Annotated in this window: 20 protein-coding genes and 1 tRNA gene; 12 read left to right on the top strand and 9 right to left on the bottom strand. The window is 61.4% G+C overall.

Annotation, left to right across the window (positions count from 1 at the left end; all coding sequences use genetic code 11):
- Positions 1–31 precede the first annotated feature (31 nt).
- Genes JP75_RS12465 through rpe form a run of 4 tightly spaced genes read right to left on the bottom strand, consistent with a single transcriptional unit; the run spans position 32 to position 3038 of the window.
- On the bottom strand, positions 32–451 hold the full coding sequence (locus JP75_RS12465; RefSeq protein WP_035083341.1) for a GNAT family N-acetyltransferase: 420 nt from the start codon (positions 449–451) through the stop codon (positions 32–34).
- A complete protein-coding gene (locus JP75_RS12460) occupies positions 448–999 on the bottom strand; it encodes an RBBP9/YdeN family alpha/beta hydrolase (protein ID WP_035083339.1) in 552 nt (183 codons plus the stop codon). Before JP75_RS12460 ends, JP75_RS12465 begins: the two co-directional genes overlap by 4 nt.
- Complete coding sequence (gene purB / locus JP75_RS12455; RefSeq protein ID WP_035083336.1) at positions 996–2327, bottom strand: adenylosuccinate lyase; 1332 nt, start codon at positions 2325–2327, stop codon at positions 996–998. Before purB ends, JP75_RS12460 begins: the two co-directional genes overlap by 4 nt.
- Positions 2328–2357: 30 nt before the next feature.
- Entirely contained in the window at positions 2358–3038 is a 681-nt protein-coding gene (gene rpe / locus JP75_RS12450; protein WP_035083334.1) for a ribulose-phosphate 3-epimerase, read from the bottom strand.
- A gap of 129 nt (positions 3039–3167) precedes the next feature.
- Between rpe and JP75_RS12445 the strand changes: the two genes are divergently transcribed.
- The 4 genes from JP75_RS12445 to JP75_RS12430 all read left to right on the top strand — a co-directional run bounded on the left by JP75_RS12445 (position 3168) and on the right by JP75_RS12430 (position 7195).
- Positions 3168–3572: an SRPBCC family protein gene (locus JP75_RS12445; RefSeq protein ID WP_035083331.1), complete on the top strand. Its 405-nt coding sequence runs from the start codon at positions 3168–3170 to the stop codon at positions 3570–3572.
- An 82-nt stretch (positions 3573–3654) separates the two neighbouring features.
- Positions 3655–4998, top strand: a complete 1344-nt coding sequence (dgt, locus tag JP75_RS12440; protein ID WP_035083328.1) for a dGTP triphosphohydrolase — start codon at positions 3655–3657, stop codon at positions 4996–4998.
- Positions 4999–5085: 87 nt separating this feature from the next.
- Positions 5086–5823, top strand: a complete 738-nt coding sequence (locus tag JP75_RS12435; protein ID WP_035083326.1) for a cytochrome c biogenesis CcdA family protein — start codon at positions 5086–5088, stop codon at positions 5821–5823.
- Positions 5824–5941: 118 nt separating this feature from the next.
- Positions 5942–7195 (top strand): GNAT family N-acetyltransferase, encoded by a 1254-nt coding sequence (locus JP75_RS12430; RefSeq protein ID WP_035083324.1) that lies wholly within the window; start codon positions 5942–5944, stop codon positions 7193–7195.
- On the opposite strand, the gene radC is transcribed toward JP75_RS12430, so the two are convergent.
- Both radC and map read right to left on the bottom strand, forming a co-directional pair.
- Positions 7187–7879: a RadC family protein gene (gene radC, locus JP75_RS12425; RefSeq protein ID WP_084587653.1), complete on the bottom strand. Its 693-nt coding sequence runs from the start codon at positions 7877–7879 to the stop codon at positions 7187–7189. The two genes, JP75_RS12430 and radC, sit on opposite strands and share 9 nt — an antisense overlap.
- A 29-nt stretch (positions 7880–7908) precedes the next feature.
- Positions 7909–8745, bottom strand: coding sequence for a type I methionyl aminopeptidase (gene map / locus JP75_RS12420; protein WP_035083320.1), 837 nt, complete (start codon positions 8743–8745; stop codon positions 7909–7911).
- Between the two features lie 122 nt (positions 8746–8867).
- Between map and JP75_RS12415 the strand changes: the two genes are divergently transcribed.
- The 4 genes from JP75_RS12415 to JP75_RS12400 all read left to right on the top strand — a co-directional run bounded on the left by JP75_RS12415 (position 8868) and on the right by JP75_RS12400 (position 12106).
- Complete coding sequence (locus JP75_RS12415; RefSeq protein WP_035083318.1) at positions 8868–9638, top strand: competence/damage-inducible protein A; 771 nt, start codon at positions 8868–8870, stop codon at positions 9636–9638.
- A gap of 71 nt (positions 9639–9709) precedes the next feature.
- On the top strand, positions 9710–10216 hold the full coding sequence (gene gpt / locus JP75_RS12410; protein ID WP_425277283.1) for a xanthine phosphoribosyltransferase: 507 nt from the start codon (positions 9710–9712) through the stop codon (positions 10214–10216).
- Positions 10217–10740: 524 nt separating this feature from the next.
- Entirely contained in the window at positions 10741–11370 is a 630-nt protein-coding gene (locus JP75_RS12405) for a hypothetical protein (protein WP_152565825.1), read from the top strand.
- A gap of 22 nt (positions 11371–11392) precedes the next feature.
- The gene (locus JP75_RS12400) at positions 11393–12106 is read left to right on the top strand and encodes a hypothetical protein (RefSeq protein WP_035083311.1); all 714 of its coding nucleotides are present in this window, start codon (positions 11393–11395) and stop codon (positions 12104–12106) included.
- Positions 12107–12113: 7 nt separating this feature from the next.
- On the opposite strand, the gene JP75_RS12395 is transcribed toward JP75_RS12400, so the two are convergent.
- On the bottom strand, positions 12114–12791 hold the full coding sequence (locus JP75_RS12395; protein WP_035083310.1) for a spermidine synthase: 678 nt from the start codon (positions 12789–12791) through the stop codon (positions 12114–12116).
- Positions 12792–12822: 31 nt separating this feature from the next.
- Positions 12823–12907: transfer RNA gene (locus JP75_RS12390), tRNA-Leu, on the bottom strand.
- Between the two features lie 79 nt (positions 12908–12986).
- Between JP75_RS12390 and JP75_RS12385 the strand changes: the two genes are divergently transcribed.
- Together JP75_RS12385 and JP75_RS12380 are read left to right on the top strand one after the other, a co-directional pair.
- Positions 12987–13367 carry a RidA family protein gene (locus JP75_RS12385; protein ID WP_035083308.1) on the top strand — a complete coding sequence of 127 codons (381 nt, stop codon included), beginning with the start codon at positions 12987–12989 and terminating at the stop codon, positions 13365–13367.
- Positions 13367–13645, top strand: coding sequence for an ASCH domain-containing protein (locus JP75_RS12380; protein WP_051960655.1), 279 nt, complete (start codon positions 13367–13369; stop codon positions 13643–13645). Before JP75_RS12385 ends, JP75_RS12380 begins: the two co-directional genes overlap by 1 nt.
- Here JP75_RS12380 and JP75_RS12375 read toward each other — a convergent pair whose 3' ends face one another.
- Complete coding sequence (locus JP75_RS12375) at positions 13646–14317, bottom strand: RluA family pseudouridine synthase (protein ID WP_035083306.1); 672 nt, start codon at positions 14315–14317, stop codon at positions 13646–13648.
- 75 nt (positions 14318–14392) lie between these two features.
- Here JP75_RS12375 and JP75_RS12370 point away from each other — a divergent pair, with 75 nt between their 5' ends.
- On the top strand, positions 14393–14929 hold the full coding sequence (locus JP75_RS12370) for a methylated-DNA--[protein]-cysteine S-methyltransferase (protein WP_035083304.1): 537 nt from the start codon (positions 14393–14395) through the stop codon (positions 14927–14929).
- Positions 14930–14938: 9 nt separating this feature from the next.
- On the top strand, positions 14939–15808 hold the full coding sequence (locus JP75_RS12365) for a CHAD domain-containing protein (protein ID WP_035083303.1): 870 nt from the start codon (positions 14939–14941) through the stop codon (positions 15806–15808).

Below are 15808 nucleotides of genomic sequence, written 5' to 3'. Positions count from 1 at the left end.
GATTTTCGGCGCTGGTGCCAAAGGTGTGGCGTCAGGCCTTGGTTACGCGTGTTGCCATGCCGATCGAGGCCGGCATGACCGGCTCAAAGCCATATTTCGCATAGAGATGCTTCGCGTCCCCATCGGCAATGAGGCTGACATAAGCGCCTGCGGGAGCGTCGCTATGAAGCTTCTCCATCAGTGCCGTCATGATCCACTTGCCGAGCCCCTTGCCCTGATGCTCGGGCTCAACGGCGATATCGACGATCTGAAATGCCGTGCCGCCATCGCCGATGACCCGGCCCATGCCGATGGCCTTGCCCTCGAACTTCACGGTGACAGCGAACCAGCTATTGGGCAGGCCGATGCTGGCGCCTTCATGCGTCTTGGTGCTGAGGCCTGCAACCACGCGCAGGCGCAGATAGTCGTCCACAGCCGGGATTTCGGCGACGAGGGAATAGGCGTCAGTCATAGGCGCTGCATCAATCGGGTGAACATCATCAGGCCTTCCGGCCAGGGTCCGTGGCCGGAATAGACATTGATATGACCGGCATCACCCGCCTGGTGGAAATCCGAGCCCCAGGCCGCCGCGTAGTCGGCTGCGCGCTCCAGCGAGCAGAATGGGTCAGTAGAGGAAATCACCAGCAGCGAGGGAAAGGGCAGGGGATCGCGCGATACCGGCCCAAAGCATTTTGCTTCTTCCGGCACGTCCGGATTGAGTTCCACGTCCGGTGGCGAAACCAGCAGCGCGCCCTTTACGACGCCTTCCGGAAAGCGCGGCGCGGCCTGCACGAGGGCGATGCAGGCGAGCGAATGGGCCACCAGAACCACCGGGCGCTTCGCCAGCTTGACCGCCTCGATGATCGTGTCGATCCAGTCTTCCGGATCGGGCTCATCCCATTCGGCCTGTTCTACGATGGCGGCGGTCGACATCTTTTCCGCCCAGCGCACCTGCCAGTGGCCCGGCCCGGAATTGCCCAGGCCCGGCAGAATCAGGATGTCGGTATCAGCAATTCTCATGCGCCGAAAACTCGCGCGAAAATCGTGTCGACATGCTTGAGGTGGTAGCCGTCGTCGAACATGTCGTCGATCTGCGCATCGCTCAGCGTCACATCGGGATCGGACTTGAGGTTCTGCGCGAAAAGTCCGGTCCGGTCGCCCCGGTGCTCCCAGACCTTCATGGCATTGCGCTGCACAGCGGCATAGGAATCTTCGCGGCTATAGCCGGCCTGGGTCAGCGCCAGCAGCACGCGCTGCGAATTGTGGAGGCCGCCAAGCAGGTCCAAATTCCTACGCATGTTTTCCGGGTAGACGACGAGTTTGTCGATCACATTGGTCAGGCGCGCCAGGGCAAAGTCCAGCGTCACCGTCGCATCTGGCCCGATCATCCGCTCGACCGACGAGTGCGAAATATCGCGCTCATGCCAAAGCGCCACGTTTTCCAGCGCCGGAACGACCATGCCACGCACGAGGCGGGCAAGGCCGGTGAGGTTTTCGGTAAGCACGGGATTACGCTTGTGCGGCATGGCCGACGAGCCCTTTTGGCCCGGAGAGAAATACTCTTCAGCTTCAAGCACTTCAGTACGCTGCAGGTGGCGGATTTCCACCGCAACGCGCTCGATCGACGAAGCAATCACACCAAGCGTTGCAAAGAACATGGCGTGACGATCACGCGGGATCACCTGCGTGGAAACCGGCTCAACGGAAAGCCCGAGCTTTTCGGCCACATATTCTTCGACCTGCGGATCGATATTGGCAAAGGTGCCGATAGCGCCGGAAATCGCCGCCGTCGCGATCTCGTCGCGCGCCGCGACAAGGCGTGCCCGGTTGCGAGTGAATTCCGCATAGGCTTCCGCCAGCTTCACGCCAAACGTCGTCGGCTCGGCATGGATGCCGTGGCTGCGGCCGATGGTGATGGTGTTCTTGTGCTCCATCGCCCGGCGCTTCAGCGCAGCGAGCAGGGCATCGATATCGGCCAGCAGAATATCCCCAGCACGTTTCATCTGCACCGAAAGCGTCGTGTCCAGAATATCCGAAGAGGTCATGCCCTGGTGCACGAAGCGCGCGTCCGGCCCGACGATCTCCGAAAGGTGGGTCAGGAAGGCGATAACGTCATGCTTGGTGGTGCGCTCGATCTCATCGATGCGCTCGACGTCAAAACCGTAGTCACCCTTCTCGGCCTTGCGGGCGTTCATCACTTCCCAGATCTTGTCGGCGCTTTCCTTGGGCACGACGCCGAGTTCGGCCAGCTTGCTCGTGGCATGGGCTTCGATCTCGAACCAGATGGCAAAGCGGGTCTCGGCCGACCAGTTGGCAACCATTTCGGGACGGGAATAGCGCGGGATCATGGGCTTAGCCTCGGCAGTTCAAAAGTGGAGTCAGGCGATACGACCGGTCGCCGCATCACGAATGGCCGCAATGCGACCAGCATAGGTTTTGGGATCATTGCCGCCATAGACGGCCGAGCCAGCCACGAGCACATTGGCGCCCGCATCGACGATTTCACGGGCATTCTCGGCGCTCACGCCGCCATCGACCTCGAGGTCGATATCGCGCCCGCCGATCAGCGCCTTGGCCTGCCTGATCTTGGTGATCGCCTCTGGAATAAAGCTCTGGCCGCCAAAGCCGGGATTGACGCTCATGATCAGTACGAGGTCGACATTGTCGATGACATGCTGAAGAACCGAAACCGGTGTCGCCGGATTGAGCGCCACGCCGGCCTTCTTGCCCAGCCCCCGAATAGCCTGCAGCGACCGGTGAAGGTGCGGCCCAGCCTCGGCGTGCACGGTGATGATATCGGCGCCGGCATGGGCGAAATCAGCGAGATAGGCATCGGTCGGCGCGATCATCAGATGCACGTCGAACACCTTGTCCGTGACACCACGGATCGACTTCATGATGGGCGCGCCAAAGCTGATATTGGGCACGAAATGCCCATCCATCACATCGATATGGATATAGTCCGCACCGCCGGCGACGATGGCCGAAACCTCGTCTCCAAGCCGCGAAAAGTCGGCGGAAAGGATCGACGGGGCGATGCGCAACGGACGGGTCGACATGAAGGAGGCACCTCGGTTTCAGGCGATGGTCTGGCTATAGGGCGGCCCGCGCGCCGGGGCAAGCCTAGCCTTTGGTTGGCATGGCCAAATCCCGGCCATAGACTAACCCGATCCAATTCAGGAGCAGACATGGCGCCCCACCGCAGTTCGACCCTCGCCGTCACTATCGATCGCCCCTGGCAGGAGGTCTACGATTTCGCCGCCGAGCCGGCCAATATGGTCCAGTGGGCGGCAGGCCTCGGCAACGGTTTTGATGGCACCGGCCTCGAATGGATCGCCCGCGATCCCGGCGGCAATCCGATCCGCATCACCTTCACGGCCCGAAACCCGTTTGGCGTGCTCGACCATGATGTTCACGTCGATGGGCGGGTCGTCCATGTCGCCCTGCGCGTCATGCCCAATGGCGACGGTGCCGAGGTGACCTTTCTGCTGCTGCAGGAGAACGGCATGACCGAAGAGGAATACCAGCGCGATGCCGCCGCCGTTCGAAAGGACCTCGAAACCCTGAAGGCTCTACTGGAAAAGGCCGCATAGCTGTTGAAAAGACGGAGGGCCGCAGGACTCCGCCATCCTCGACGGTTCATATCCATAGCTCCCGCCTGCGTGAGGACCCGCCATGGAATGGAACCGCCTGATTTCCGAGGAGCGCCTAGGCGACAAGAAGCTCTCGTCCCAGGCCAGCCGGTCGATCTTCGTGCAGGATCACGATCGCATCATCTTTTCCGCGCCCTTTCGGCGCCTCGCCAACAAGACGCAGGTCCAGCCGCTCTATGAGCACGATCATGTCCACCACCGCCTGATCCACTCCATCGAGGTCAGCAGCGTCGGCCGGTCCCTGGCCATGCGGATCGGACAGTGGCTGGTCGAGCAGAAATTGCTCAACTCCGGCGAGGAGCACAACCTTGCCAATATCGTGCAGGCCGCCAGCGTGGCTCACGACATCGGCAATCCGCCATTCGGCCATTCCGGCGAAGACGCCATGGGCGCCTGGTTCGCCGAACAGTTCGCTGCGGGCAGGGGCCTTGCCGCCGAAGTGGAACAGGACCTCCGTCCGGAATTCACCGCCTTCGAAGGCAATGCGCAGGGCTTTCGCATTCTCACGCGGCTCGAAATGCGCCGCAATGACGGCGGTATGCGCCTCTCCAAGGCGACCCTCGGCGCTTTCATGAAATATCCGGTCACCGCCAAGACCCGCGCCGCGGTCAAGGCCGCGGGCGCTGCGACCTATGTCGGCCTCAAGAAGTTCGGCGTTTTCAGCAGCGAGGAAGCGCTATTCGAAGACGTCGCCACCACGCTGGGCCTCCCCGAAGAGCATATTGGTGAGCAAAAATGGTGGCGGCGCCACCCGCTGGTCTTCGTCGTCGAGGCTGCGGACGACATCTGCTACAATATCGTCGACATCGAGGACGCCTTCACCACCGGCGAACTTTCCTACAAGGAGGTTGTCGACATCCTCGTAAGGGCCGCCAAGCCACGCGATGCGAGCGCGGGCGACCGGAGCCAGGCCGAGCACGTCGCCATGCTGCGTGCCATGGCCATCGGCGAGGCCATCAATAACTGCGTCGAGGCCTTCAAGGCGCACCATCAGGAGATCATGGCCGGCACATTCTCCGGCGCGCTTACGGAAGTCTGCGAGATGGGACCGATCTTCGAGGACATGCGAAAGCTCTCCTCAGACCACATCTTCACCGCGCGCCGTAAAACCGAACTCGAAATCTCGGGCCGACGTATCATCAACAATGTCATGTCCGGCATTCTGCCCGTCTTCGAAGATCTCGCCGCAGTGGATTGGCACGCCGAACGCCTCGGCTCGCGCTCGCAGCAGCTTGTCCGTGCCCTCGATCTCGACTTGCGCAATCTGTCCACTCCAGCCGAAGCCCTGCACTCACTGGCCGACTACACATCGGGCATGACCGATCGCTATGCCCTGCGCATTTCCAAAATGCTGTCTGGCCATTAGCGCTCACATCCCTGCGATGCGACGGCAAGTCCGATTGCTTTATGCCGCCGCCGCGCTACACAGGGCGCCGAAACGTGGAGCGTCGCCTTGGAATTTTCTCTGCCTCTGGTGATTGGCGCGGGCATTTTGAGCTTTCTCAGCCCATGCGTCCTGCCGCTCGTGCCGCCTTATTTGACCTATATGAGCGGCGCCAGTTTCGACCAATTGCGCGCCGAGGCCGATACCGGCGCGGGCAAGCTGACCTTCAAGGTCGCCATCACCTCGCTTTTCTTCATTCTCGGCTTTTCGGTCGTCTTCATTGCGCTCGGCGCCACGGCGACCGCCTTCGGGCAGATTTTCCGGCAGCTCCTGCCGATCCTCACCCCGGTTGCCGGCGTCGTCATCATTGCCATGGGCCTGCATTTCCTGGGCGTCTACCGCATCGGCTTTCTCGACCGGCAGATGCGCCACAACGGTCCTGGCGCTGCCTCCGGCCCGCTTGGCGGCTTCCTCCTCGGCCTCGCCTTCGCTATCGGCTGGACGCCCTGCATCGGCCCGGTGCTCGCAGCCATTCTCTCCGTCGCCGCCAGCCGCGAAACCGCCTGGGAGGGCGCCTCGCTTCTCGGCCTCTATTCGCTTGGCCTCGGCATTCCCTTCTTCCTCGCCGGCATCGCCATCGGCCCGTTCCTCACCTTCTTCCATTCGTTCAAGCGGCACCTGCACACGGTGGAAAAAGTCATGGGCGGCCTTCTGGTGGTCACGGGTATCCTCTTCCTCACCGGCAACTTCACCCGCATTTCCTACTGGTTCCTCGAAACCTTCCCGGTGCTTGCAAACTTCGGTTGAGGCAGCATTTCGTTAACCGTCGAAAACTTTCCGCAGGTCCGAGAACAATTTCTGCGTGATCTTCAGCCCCGATTTACTCCATTAGGCCAAGACTGCCCGAGTCATTTGGGCGGGGAAGATGGACACGGCCAACGTGGGAAACGAGCCATTGTTGCGCGCTCTGGCTGAAAACGGCGAAACGGCCGGTCTTCAGGCCACCAAGCTTTCGCGTCCTGGCGTCGCCATGACTGCACGCTGCACCCATGATATCGGCGAGGTCGAAGCCGTTTGGCGCTCCCTTACCGCCGATGGCGTCGAGTCTCCCGGTCAAAGCTTTGACTTCATCCGCCTTTGGATCGCCGATCGCGGCATCGCACCAAAGGACCAGTGCTTCGTGATCGGCGAGGTCGATGGCGAACCGGTCGCGCTATTGCCGCTGCATCGCCGTCGTCAGATGGGCGTCACCGTTTACACCTGGTTCCCGCGCTCGCAGGTCGGCTGCTACGCCCCCATCTCGGACTATCGCAAGCTTGCTGCGCTCGGCGCAGAAGGTCGCGCTCAGCTTTGGCAGACAATGGTCAGCCAACTTGCCGATGCCGACGCCGTCTATCTTCGCGCCATTCCCGGCGAGATAACCGGTTTCGGCGGCCTCTTTGACGAGCTTGGCACGCCTCTCGAAGTCGACACGCTCTACCGCTCCGAATTTTCCTCCTGGGAAGACTGCGACAAGCTCCAGCGCAGCCGCAGCCGCCGCAAGCACGATCGGCAACAGGGCGATCGCCTCGCCGCGCTTGGCGATATCGGCTTCGAGCTGGTTACCGATCCTGTGGCCGGCAAGGCCGCCATCGACGTCATGTTCCGCCAGCGCTCGGCACGCTTCCATGCGCAGGGTATTCGCGACACTTTCGTCTGCGACAATCTCATCGACTTCTACCACAAGGCCATGCAGCCGGGCTCTGGCCTCAACATCCGTCTCCACGTCCTGCGCCTCAATGGCGAGATCGTCGCCGTCCGCTACAATGTCGTCCACGGCGACCGGATGTTCTGCCTCATCTCGTCGATGAGCGACGATCCGGCCATTCAGGTGGGTTCGCCGGGCAAGCAATGCCTGCTGCGCGTCATGCAGTCCGTGTTCGATTCTGGTTTCACCATGTTCGACATGGGCTCGGGCTTCACCGACGAAAAGCGCCATTGGTGCAATGTGCAAACCCCGCTGCGCCAGCATTATATCGGCCTTACCCTGAAGGGCCGGCTGTCGGTGGGTTGCCACCAGCAGTTTCAAAAGCTGCGCGCCCAAGCTAAGGCCAGCCCAAGGGTGAGATCGGCGCTCCGCCATTTCCGCCAGTTCACCGACAAGCTTTTTGGTCGCCAGCAACAGCAGCCGTCAGATTAGCTTGAGCCCCCGCATCGAGGCGTGCCCGGCGCGCCCGATGATGATGTGGTCGTGGAGCGTAATCCCCATCTGCTTTGAAATCTCGGCGATTTCCCGCGTCATCCGCACGTCTGCCGCGGAAGGCGAGGGATCGCCCGATGGGTGGTTGTGCACGAGGATCAGCGCCGAAGCGGACAATTCCAGCGTCCGCCGGATCACCTCGCGCGGATAGACCGGTGTATGATCCACCGTGCCGACCTGTTGCACCTCGTCGGCAATCAGCCGATTTTTCTTGTCGAGGAAGAGAATGCGAAACTGCTCGACGCTCTCATAGGCCATGGCGCTGCGGCAATAGTCGATCAGTTCCGACCATGACGACAGGATCGGCTTTTCAATATCGATCTGATCACGCCCAAAGCGCTGCGCCACGGCCTGCACCACCTTAAGGTGGGTGATGGAAGTTTCGCCCAGCCCCTTGACCTCGGCCAGCCGGGCAGGGGACGCACCCAGCACTTCGGAAATCGACCCGAACCGCGCCAGCAGATCCTTGGCCAGCGCCTTGGTGTCGCGCTGCGGCAGGATCATGTGGAGCAGAAGTTCGAGCAGTTCATAATCGGCCAGCGCATTGCCGCCCACCGTATTGAAGCGGTCACGCGCCCGCTCGCGATGCCCGAGATAATGCGGCTTCAGTGGCGCTTCCGCCATGCCGCCGGCTCTGCTCTCGGGCTTGTCGCTCAAGACTGCTTCCGTGTTGCGAGGGGATTGAAAAGGCCGCCGGGCGAGAGCGTGAAAATCTCGTGCCCGGTTTCGGTGATGCCGATCGAGTGCTCGCACTGCGCCGACAGCGTCCGGTCGCGCGTCACCGCCGTCCAGCCATCCGACAGAATCTTCACATGCGGCTTACCGAGATTGATCATCGGCTCGATGGTGAAAATCATGCCCGGCTTTAGCGGCACGCCCGTGCCCGGCGTCCCAAAGTGCAGAATATTCGGCTCGTCGTGGAACAGCCGCCCCACACCATGCCCGACGAAGTCCCGCACCACGCTCATGCGCTCGCCCTCGGCCACAGCCTGGATGGCCGCACCGATATCGCCCGTCGTATTGCCTGGCTTCGCCGCAGCAAGACCCGCTTCGAGCCCGGCATAGGTCACTTCAATGAGCCGCTCTGCCTTTCGCGAGATTTCGCCTACCGGATACATGCGGCTCGAGTCGCCATACCAGCCATCGACGATCAGCGTCAGGTCGACATTGACGATATCGCCCTCGCGCAACCCCCGATCATCGGGAATGCCATGGCACACCACATGATTGATCGAAGTGCATACCGAGTGCCGATAACCCTTGTAGAACAGCGTCGCCGGCACCGCGCCATTGTCGCGGGCAAATTCATAGGCGATCTGGTCGATCTTTGCCGTCGGCACGCCCGGCTCGACATATTCGGTGAGAATATCGAGAGCTTGCGCCGTCAGCGCTCCGGCCTTGCGCATGCCCGCAAAGCCTTCCTCGCCATGTAGCGGGATGACTCCGGGGGTGCGGCGGGATTTGGCGGATGCGTCGACGTAGGTAACCATCAAGGACTCCAGGGGAATGGTCCAAATCTAGTCACATGCTCGTCCGATTGAAAGGGCTTCGCCTGCTTGACGGCGGGCAAGGCGAGGGGCATTCCTCTCTGTTCATAAAACCGGAAAATTCCATGTCGACCCAAACTCGTGTGACCGCCGGCCTCCTGGTTATCGGCGACGAAATCCTGTCCGGCCGCACCAAGGACGTGAATATCGGCGCCGTCGCCGATTTCTGTACCGATCTCGGTATCGATCTCACCGAAGTGCGCGTCGTCAGCGACGTCGAAGAGTCGATCGTCGAGGGGGTCAACGCCCTCCGCCAGCGCTACACCTATGTCTTCACCACCGGCGGCATCGGCCCGACGCATGACGACATCACCGCCGACGCCATCGCCAAGGCATTTGGCGTCGCCCTGCCGATCAACGCCCAGGCCCGCGCCATGCTCGAAGCGCGCTGGAAGGAAACCGGCACCGAGGTCAACGAAGCGCGCCTCCGCATGGCCCGCATTCCCGAAGGCGCCGATCTCATCGTCAATTCGGTGAGCGCCGCCCCCGGCTTCCGCATTGGCAATGTGCATGTCATGGCCGGCGTCCCCGTCATCATGCGCGCCATGCTCGAAGCGCTCACGCCGACCCTCAAGGGCAGCAAGAAGGTGCAGTCCCTCACCGTGAAAGCTGCCGTGGGCGAAGGCACGCTGGGCGGCCCGCTCGCCGCGCTGCAGAACGAATACCCCGACGTGAAGATGGGCTCCTATCCCCAGATGGGCAAGGACCGGGTCATGACCGAACTGGTCCTGCGCTCCTCGGACGAAGCTCTCCTCGCCGAGGCTGGGGAAAAGGTTCGCGCCATGGTCGCCGCAGCCCATGCAAAGGCCGGAATTGCGCCTCCCGACGGTGAATGATTGGCGTCAGGCCCGTCCTTTGATAAGGACGGTGCCTCACAAAGAATTCGGCGCGTGGCGCCCCTCCGGAGATCAATGCGTTGAGCAATCCCAACCAGAAGTCGTTTCCCGTCACCTGGGACCAGTTTCACCGCGATAGCCGCGCTCTCGCCTGGCGCCTCGCCGGCCTCGGCACTTTTGACGCCGTCGTCGCCATCGCCCGCGGCGGCCTCGTCCCGGCAGCCATCGTTGCCCGCGAACTGAATATCCGCACCGTGGAAACCGTCGCAGCCAAGAGCTACGACCACCAGAACCAGGCGGGCATCAAAATCCTTAAGGAAATCAGCCAGCCGGTCTTCGATCTCGCCAAGAGCGGCGGCAAGATACTGATCGTCGACGATCTCGTGGACACCGGCAACACCGCCCGCGTCGTCCGCGAAATGCTTCCCGGCGCCCATTTCGCGACTGTCTACGCCAAGCCCAAGGGCCGCGAAATGGTCGACACTTTCATTACCGAAGTGAGCCAGGACACCTGGATTTTCTTCCCCTGGGACCTCGACGTCGCCTACGTCGCCCCGATCTCCGGCGGCACCGACTGATCTATCCCGCTTATCCCCGCCCCAACCGGCCATGAGACCCTGCCTCCGCATCAAAGCGGGGGCGGGAAGTGGTTGGATTATCGAAGAAGCTGGAAGAGAAGCGAGTTGAGCTCGCTAGACAGAAGGCCATCCCGGCACCGCGCCGAACTGCCGTTGCTGGGCCGAACCGTACTATGGCAACCCAGCAATCCCGGACGCTTTTCTCCAACTCGTATCCGAACGACAGATTGCCACTGATCCGTCTGAACTTTGGGCAAGTGTCGAAACACTCACGCGGCCGGATGGGAGCATAGCCGCCTCGGAGGTCATCATGACCGATGGCGCCTCCGTTCGATCGACCTTTGCCGGTCAAAGCGTTTCGCAGGTCGTGGTCATGCCAAACGCCACTTTCCTGGAGGCTCTCCGAAACGCGCGGGTTGAGCATCTCTCTCTCGGTCGTGACGGCGAGGTGCTGGCTCGGGTCGCTTGGCTCCGCGGCGCACTTACACACGGCCCTCTTGTAGCGCCGCCGTCCGCGCTGGGCGATGCCGGAACCTCCCACCGTATCGGGCAATGCGCTGGCGGATACCTGGCTCACATCGCCTTTTGCCATAATGGTTCGGGGCGCCATTGCGCTCTACAACGCTGCTGTCTCCCGACCGGAGCTGATAGGCGTAGGCGAAACCGAGCTCGTCGCGCTCGCCTTCAAGGTTTGGGACGGCAGCCGAACTGGCAACTCTATAACAGTCACGCAAGTTGCGTTCACTGCCGAACAAGTCGCGCAAACCTGCAAGCTGTTGCCGGAGGTGCAGGCTCTAACCAACGAAGCTGCCGCCAAAATGAGTGCGATGCGACTTACCGCAACCCCTCAGAATTTTGGGATTGCCGTTCATACGGAGGTGCATCGGCAGATCACCATGCGGAAATTACTGGCTCCGGTTCAGTACGGAAACGTTCATCCTGAAATGTCGATCTCGGCTGGAGGACTGACTAGCGTAGATGATGATGACGTATACTATGGGCAAGTTGAGACGTCACGCTTGGATGTTTATGAGAGAGTGAATGCAACCACAGCTTGCATATATGATGTGAAAACTGGGCGCAGAGGGCTTTCGCTCAGTCGCACGACAGATTTAGTCAGTCGAACCACGAATATCCCAGGGTCACTAATGTGATTGTTGTTCAGATCGGCATTCAATGACGACTGCTCCACAAGTCTCCCAGCTGGCCTCGCCGTTTCTCGAGCGCTACCCTGATTTTGTCTTGGAAAAGCGTGAGATTTTTCGCACTTCGGTTCGCCACCTCGTGGTGGGCTTCTCGTTTGGTCCGCCTCACTACAAGGGTCATGTCGACCTCTATTGGCGGGTCAAGTTCCTATTCTCGCCGCCGCACTTTCTAGTTGGGATCGGTAGGCAGATCGACGGGGCGAACGGCTTTCTCGGGGAAGACCAGACTTTGCCGGCTAGGGTGCTCAACGAGATGGAACGCGCTGCGAGCGAAGTAATCGTATCGGGTACATCGCTCGACAATATCCTGTCGCTCCAGCAGCACATCAACCCATCTGTGGGGATGTCCTACCCGAGCCAGGCACTTATGTACGCCGCGCTTGGCAGATTTCCCGAGGCCCGCGCCGTTCTGGAAAAGTACCTCGACCTGAATTGGGCGGATGCCAATGCCTACGGTACGCCCCCGTCGGTGGTCCTTGGTTCCAAAAAGTGGGAAAAACGACAGAGGTTCAAAGTCCAATGGCTTGAGAACCTCCGAAACTTCGATGCCCTTCGCGTAATGCTCGCGGAGGAAGACCCGGCCCCCATCGCGGCGCTCCTGCACGAATGGGAAGCGATGACCGTCAAGGTCCTAAAACTTGAACGCTTCTGGGAGCCTTCGCCATTTCCATTCGAGAGCAAATAACCGGGGCCTATCGCGCTTTCGTCCCCAGCCAAATTACATGCCGCGCGCCCTTGCCGCCGCCGCGCGCCCGCACCTTGACCTCTTCCACCGCAAAACCCGCAGCAGCCAGTCGCTTTGCGAATGGCTCGCTCGGATGCGCCGACCAAACTGCCAGCACACCACCCGGGCGCAATGCTGCCCATGATCTCCTGAGCGCCGCCAGCCCATAGAGCTGGTCGTTCTGCTCCCGGCTCACGCCGTCCGGCCCGTTGTCGACATCGAGCAGGATGGCGTCGTAAGTCCCTTTGCCCGCCGCAATCACCTTGCCGACATCGTCATTGATGATCTTCACTCGCGGATCATCGAGGCATGTCCCGAACACTGGGGTCAGCGGGCCGCGAGCCCAGGCAATGATCTCGGGCACCAGTTCGGCGACGACAAGCTCGCTGTCCGCCCCAAAACATCCTTGAGCCGCGCGCAGCGTAAAACCCATGCCGAGCCCACCGATCAGCACTCGCGCTTTCGCCCGTCCGCCGATGCGTTCGGCGCTCAGTGTTGCCAGCGCTTCTTCCGAACCGCTGAGGCGGCTGTTCATCAGCTCATTGGTGCCGAGCATGATGGAGAATTCATCGCCGCGCTGCATCAGTTTGAGCTGGGTCTTGTTGCCCGGAACATTTGCCGTATCGAGATGTATCCACGGTCTCATGAGCGTCTCGAACGGTGCGTTGGCGGGGGAATGGTGCGGGCGACGGGAATCGAACCCGTACAGCGTTAGCCGAGGGATTTTAAGTCCCTTGTGTCTACCAGTTTCACCACGCCCGCTTGGCTCGGTGGCCCGTGTTTGTCACAAGGCGATGCGCAAGACAATTGCGGCAAGACGATTCTCAACCCCGGAGACGAGATGATCGAACGCATCGAAACCGGCATCGCGCCATCCTCCGCGCCGATCAATGACGCCGTGCGCGCCGGCAAGCACGTCTGGCTCGTCGCCATCGCCGAAGACCCGGTCACCGGCGATATCGTCGAAGGCGGCATCGAGGCCCAGGCCCGCCGCTGCATCCAGAATATCGAGATCGGCGTCAAAGCCGCCGGCGGTACGCTCGCCAATCTCGTCATGGTGCAGATTTTTCTCACCGACAGCGCCGATGCCGCCGGTATGAATGCGGTCTATCGCGAATTCTTCACCCAGCAGCCGTTCCCGGTCCGCGCGACGGTTGTCGTCAAGGAGCTGCTGGCCAAGGGTCTAAAAATCGAAATCACAGCCACGGCGGTTCTCGACTGATGCTCCTCAAACTCGCTCTCCTCGAAGATATCAAGGCCGGCAAGGTCGACGTCATCTTCCGCCGCTGGAATCGCCCCACGGTCAAAACCGGGGGTACGCTCAAGACCAAGCTGGGCCTGCTCTCGATCAAGTCGGTCATCGACATGAGTGCGGACGACGTTACCGATGCCGATGCCAAGCGCGCCGGCTTCACGGACGTACCGGATTTCCGCAAATGGCTCGACACCATGAAGGAAGGCAGCATTTTCCAACGCATCGAAGTTGCCTTCGAAGACTGATCAGAACGGCGTCGGCGCCACGAAGGTCATGAATTCGCCCGTGGTCGGATGGGTAAAGCCCAGTTCCGCTGCGTGCAGTTGCAGCCTGTCCGCCGCCTTGAGGTCGTCGCCCTCGGCATAGAAGGCATCGCCCAAGATGACGTGACCCAGTGCCTTCATGTGCACGCGCAACTGGTGTGTGCGCCCGGTCAGCGGCACGAGTTTTACGCGGGTCGCATTGGCCTCGCGCTCGATCACTTCCCATTCGGTCTTGGCGTGGCGGCCATTTTCATAGTCGACGCGCTGGCGCGGCTTGTTTTCCCAGTCGGTCGCCAGCGGCAAGTCGATGACGCCGCTGTCCTCGGCAATTACCCCGGAAACCCGCGCCACATAGCTCTTCGTCGTCTGCCGGTGCTCGAACTGGCTGCCGATGCGGCCATGGGCGCGCTTGTTGAGCGCCATCACCAATACGCCAGACGTATCCTTGTCGAGCCGATGGCACATGCCCGCCGTCGGCCAGGTTTGCCGCGCACGATATTCAATGCAGTCCCAAAGGCTCGGATCTTTGCCGGGCACACTGAGCAGCCCGCTCTGCTTGTCGACCACCAGAATATCGTCGTCCACATGGAGGACGTTGAGATAGGGATCTGTGGGCGGAAAATAGTCGAGCAATGTGGGCATGGGACCGGGCATGCCTGCCCTCTAGCAGAGGTTTGCCTGTTTGACCAAGCGTTTGCGGCACGTGCGACGGCGCGCTAAGATGAGGTCATGTACAGCACCACCTTTGCAACGGCGCTCGGTGAATTCGCCCTGGTCTGGACTGACCACGGCGTTCGCCGAGTCTATTTGCCCGGTGGCGAGCCTGCGGAAATCGCCGAACGCATGGCAAAGCTTGGCGCCAAACCCGCCGAGCCCGATCGCGCTATGGCCGCTGTTCTCGACCAGGTCGAAGACTATGCCGACGGCCAGCAGGTCGATTTTTCCGCCGTCCGTCTCGATCTCACGGGCGTACCCGATTTCCATCGCCGCTGCTACGATATCCTCCTCACCATCGGCTGGGGCAAGACCACCACCTATGGCGACATGGCGCGCAAGCTCGGCGACGTCGGCCTGTCGCGCGCCGTGGGCCAGGCCATGGGTGCCAATCCCATTCCGCTCATCATTCCGTGTCATCGTGTCCTCGCCGCGGGCAACGGGGCAGGGGGTTTTTCTGCCCCCGGCGGCACCAGTAGCAAGCGCGCCATGCTGGCGCTCGAAGGCGTCAGTATGGGCGCGCCGCCCGGCCAGATGCAGTTCGCGTTCTAGAAGGGCATCATGGGTTTTTCATTCAGCCAGCGCAGCAAGGTGGGAAGCCAGGTCCGGAAAATCGCTGCCGAACAGATCGATGCCGCCCTGGACGACATCGCCGCCTCCGAGGATTTCGACGACACGGTTCATGAGCTGCGCCGCCGCTGCAAGAAAATCCGCGGCCTGCTGCGTCTCGTGCGACCCAATTTCCCCGATTTCGCCACGGAAAACGCGGCCTTTCGCGATGCCGCCAATGCGCTGTCCGCGTCCCGCGATGCTGCGGTCATGCTCGAAACCTTCGATGCGCTGTTCAAGGACGAGCCCAGCGAAACCCGCAACGCCCTGCGCAGCCGCCTCGAAGACAATGTCCGGCGCGTCTCGCGGCAAGAGGATCGCACCGGCCTCCTCGATGGCTTTGCGGAGGCCATGGCCTCCGCGCGGAAGCGCGTCAAACACTGGAATTTCGACGCACAGGGTTTCGCCCTGATCGAGCCCGGCCTGCACGACACCTATGCGCGCATGCGAAAACGCCTCAAGGAGGCGGAAAAAACCGGCGAAGACGAGGATTTTCACGAGTGGCGCAAGGAAACGAAGGGGCACTGGTTTCAGGTCACCCTCCTGAAAGACTGTGCGCCGGATCGCCTGGGTGCTCGTCGCGATCAGCTTGATATTCTCGGGGAATATCTTGGCGACCACCACAATCTGGCAGTGTTGGACGACGGGCTGGAAGCGCTCGCCGGGCCTCTCGACGAGACCGTTGCCAAAGCCATCTCGTGCCGCCAGGAGGATCTGGCCAAGAAAGCGTTCGCCCTCGGCCGGCAATTGATCGTGGACAGCCCCAAGGCGCTGGTCTCGCGCTTCGAAAAATTCTGGAAACTTCTCCCAAAGGACGACTGA

It is taken from the genome of Devosia riboflavina (assembly GCF_000743575.1).
In the GTDB taxonomy this organism is placed as follows: Bacteria; Pseudomonadota; Alphaproteobacteria; order Rhizobiales; family Devosiaceae; genus Devosia; species Devosia riboflavina.
Note: the sequence above shows the minus strand (reverse complement) of the source record. Positions and strands in the feature narration are given on the sequence as shown.

Excerpts from the sequence above, each read along its gene's own strand:
- JP75_RS12395 (WP_035083310.1), bottom strand. The coding sequence starts at position 12,791 with ATGAGACCGTGGATACATCTCGATACGGCAAATGTTCCGGGCAACAAG.
- JP75_RS12400 (WP_035083311.1), top strand. The coding sequence starts at position 11,393 with ATGACGACTGCTCCACAAGTCTCCCAGCTGGCCTCGCCGTTTCTCGAG.
- JP75_RS12445 (WP_035083331.1), top strand. The coding sequence starts at position 3,168 with ATGGCGCCCCACCGCAGTTCGACCCTCGCCGTCACTATCGATCGCCCC.
- radC (WP_084587653.1), bottom strand. The coding sequence starts at position 7,879 with ATGGCGGAAGCGCCACTGAAGCCGCATTATCTCGGGCATCGCGAGCGG.
- JP75_RS12430 (WP_035083324.1), top strand. The coding sequence starts at position 5,942 with ATGGACACGGCCAACGTGGGAAACGAGCCATTGTTGCGCGCTCTGGCT.
- JP75_RS12405 (WP_152565825.1), top strand. The coding sequence starts at position 10,741 with ATGCCGGAACCTCCCACCGTATCGGGCAATGCGCTGGCGGATACCTGG.
- JP75_RS12465 (WP_035083341.1), bottom strand. The coding sequence starts at position 451 with ATGACTGACGCCTATTCCCTCGTCGCCGAAATCCCGGCTGTGGACGAC.
- JP75_RS12370 (WP_035083304.1), top strand. The coding sequence starts at position 14,393 with ATGTACAGCACCACCTTTGCAACGGCGCTCGGTGAATTCGCCCTGGTC.
- JP75_RS12380 (WP_051960655.1), top strand. The coding sequence starts at position 13,367 with ATGCTCCTCAAACTCGCTCTCCTCGAAGATATCAAGGCCGGCAAGGTC.
- JP75_RS12365 (WP_035083303.1), top strand. The coding sequence starts at position 14,939 with ATGGGTTTTTCATTCAGCCAGCGCAGCAAGGTGGGAAGCCAGGTCCGG.
- JP75_RS12415 (WP_035083318.1), top strand. The coding sequence starts at position 8,868 with ATGTCGACCCAAACTCGTGTGACCGCCGGCCTCCTGGTTATCGGCGAC.
- map (WP_035083320.1), bottom strand. The coding sequence starts at position 8,745 with ATGGTTACCTACGTCGACGCATCCGCCAAATCCCGCCGCACCCCCGGA.
- JP75_RS12385 (WP_035083308.1), top strand. The coding sequence starts at position 12,987 with ATGATCGAACGCATCGAAACCGGCATCGCGCCATCCTCCGCGCCGATC.
- JP75_RS12460 (WP_035083339.1), bottom strand. The coding sequence starts at position 999 with ATGAGAATTGCTGATACCGACATCCTGATTCTGCCGGGCCTGGGCAAT.
- purB (WP_035083336.1), bottom strand. The coding sequence starts at position 2,327 with ATGATCCCGCGCTATTCCCGTCCCGAAATGGTTGCCAACTGGTCGGCC.
- rpe (WP_035083334.1), bottom strand. The coding sequence starts at position 3,038 with ATGTCGACCCGTCCGTTGCGCATCGCCCCGTCGATCCTTTCCGCCGAC.
- dgt (WP_035083328.1), top strand. The coding sequence starts at position 3,655 with ATGGAATGGAACCGCCTGATTTCCGAGGAGCGCCTAGGCGACAAGAAG.
- JP75_RS12375 (WP_035083306.1), bottom strand. The coding sequence starts at position 14,317 with ATGCCCGGTCCCATGCCCACATTGCTCGACTATTTTCCGCCCACAGAT.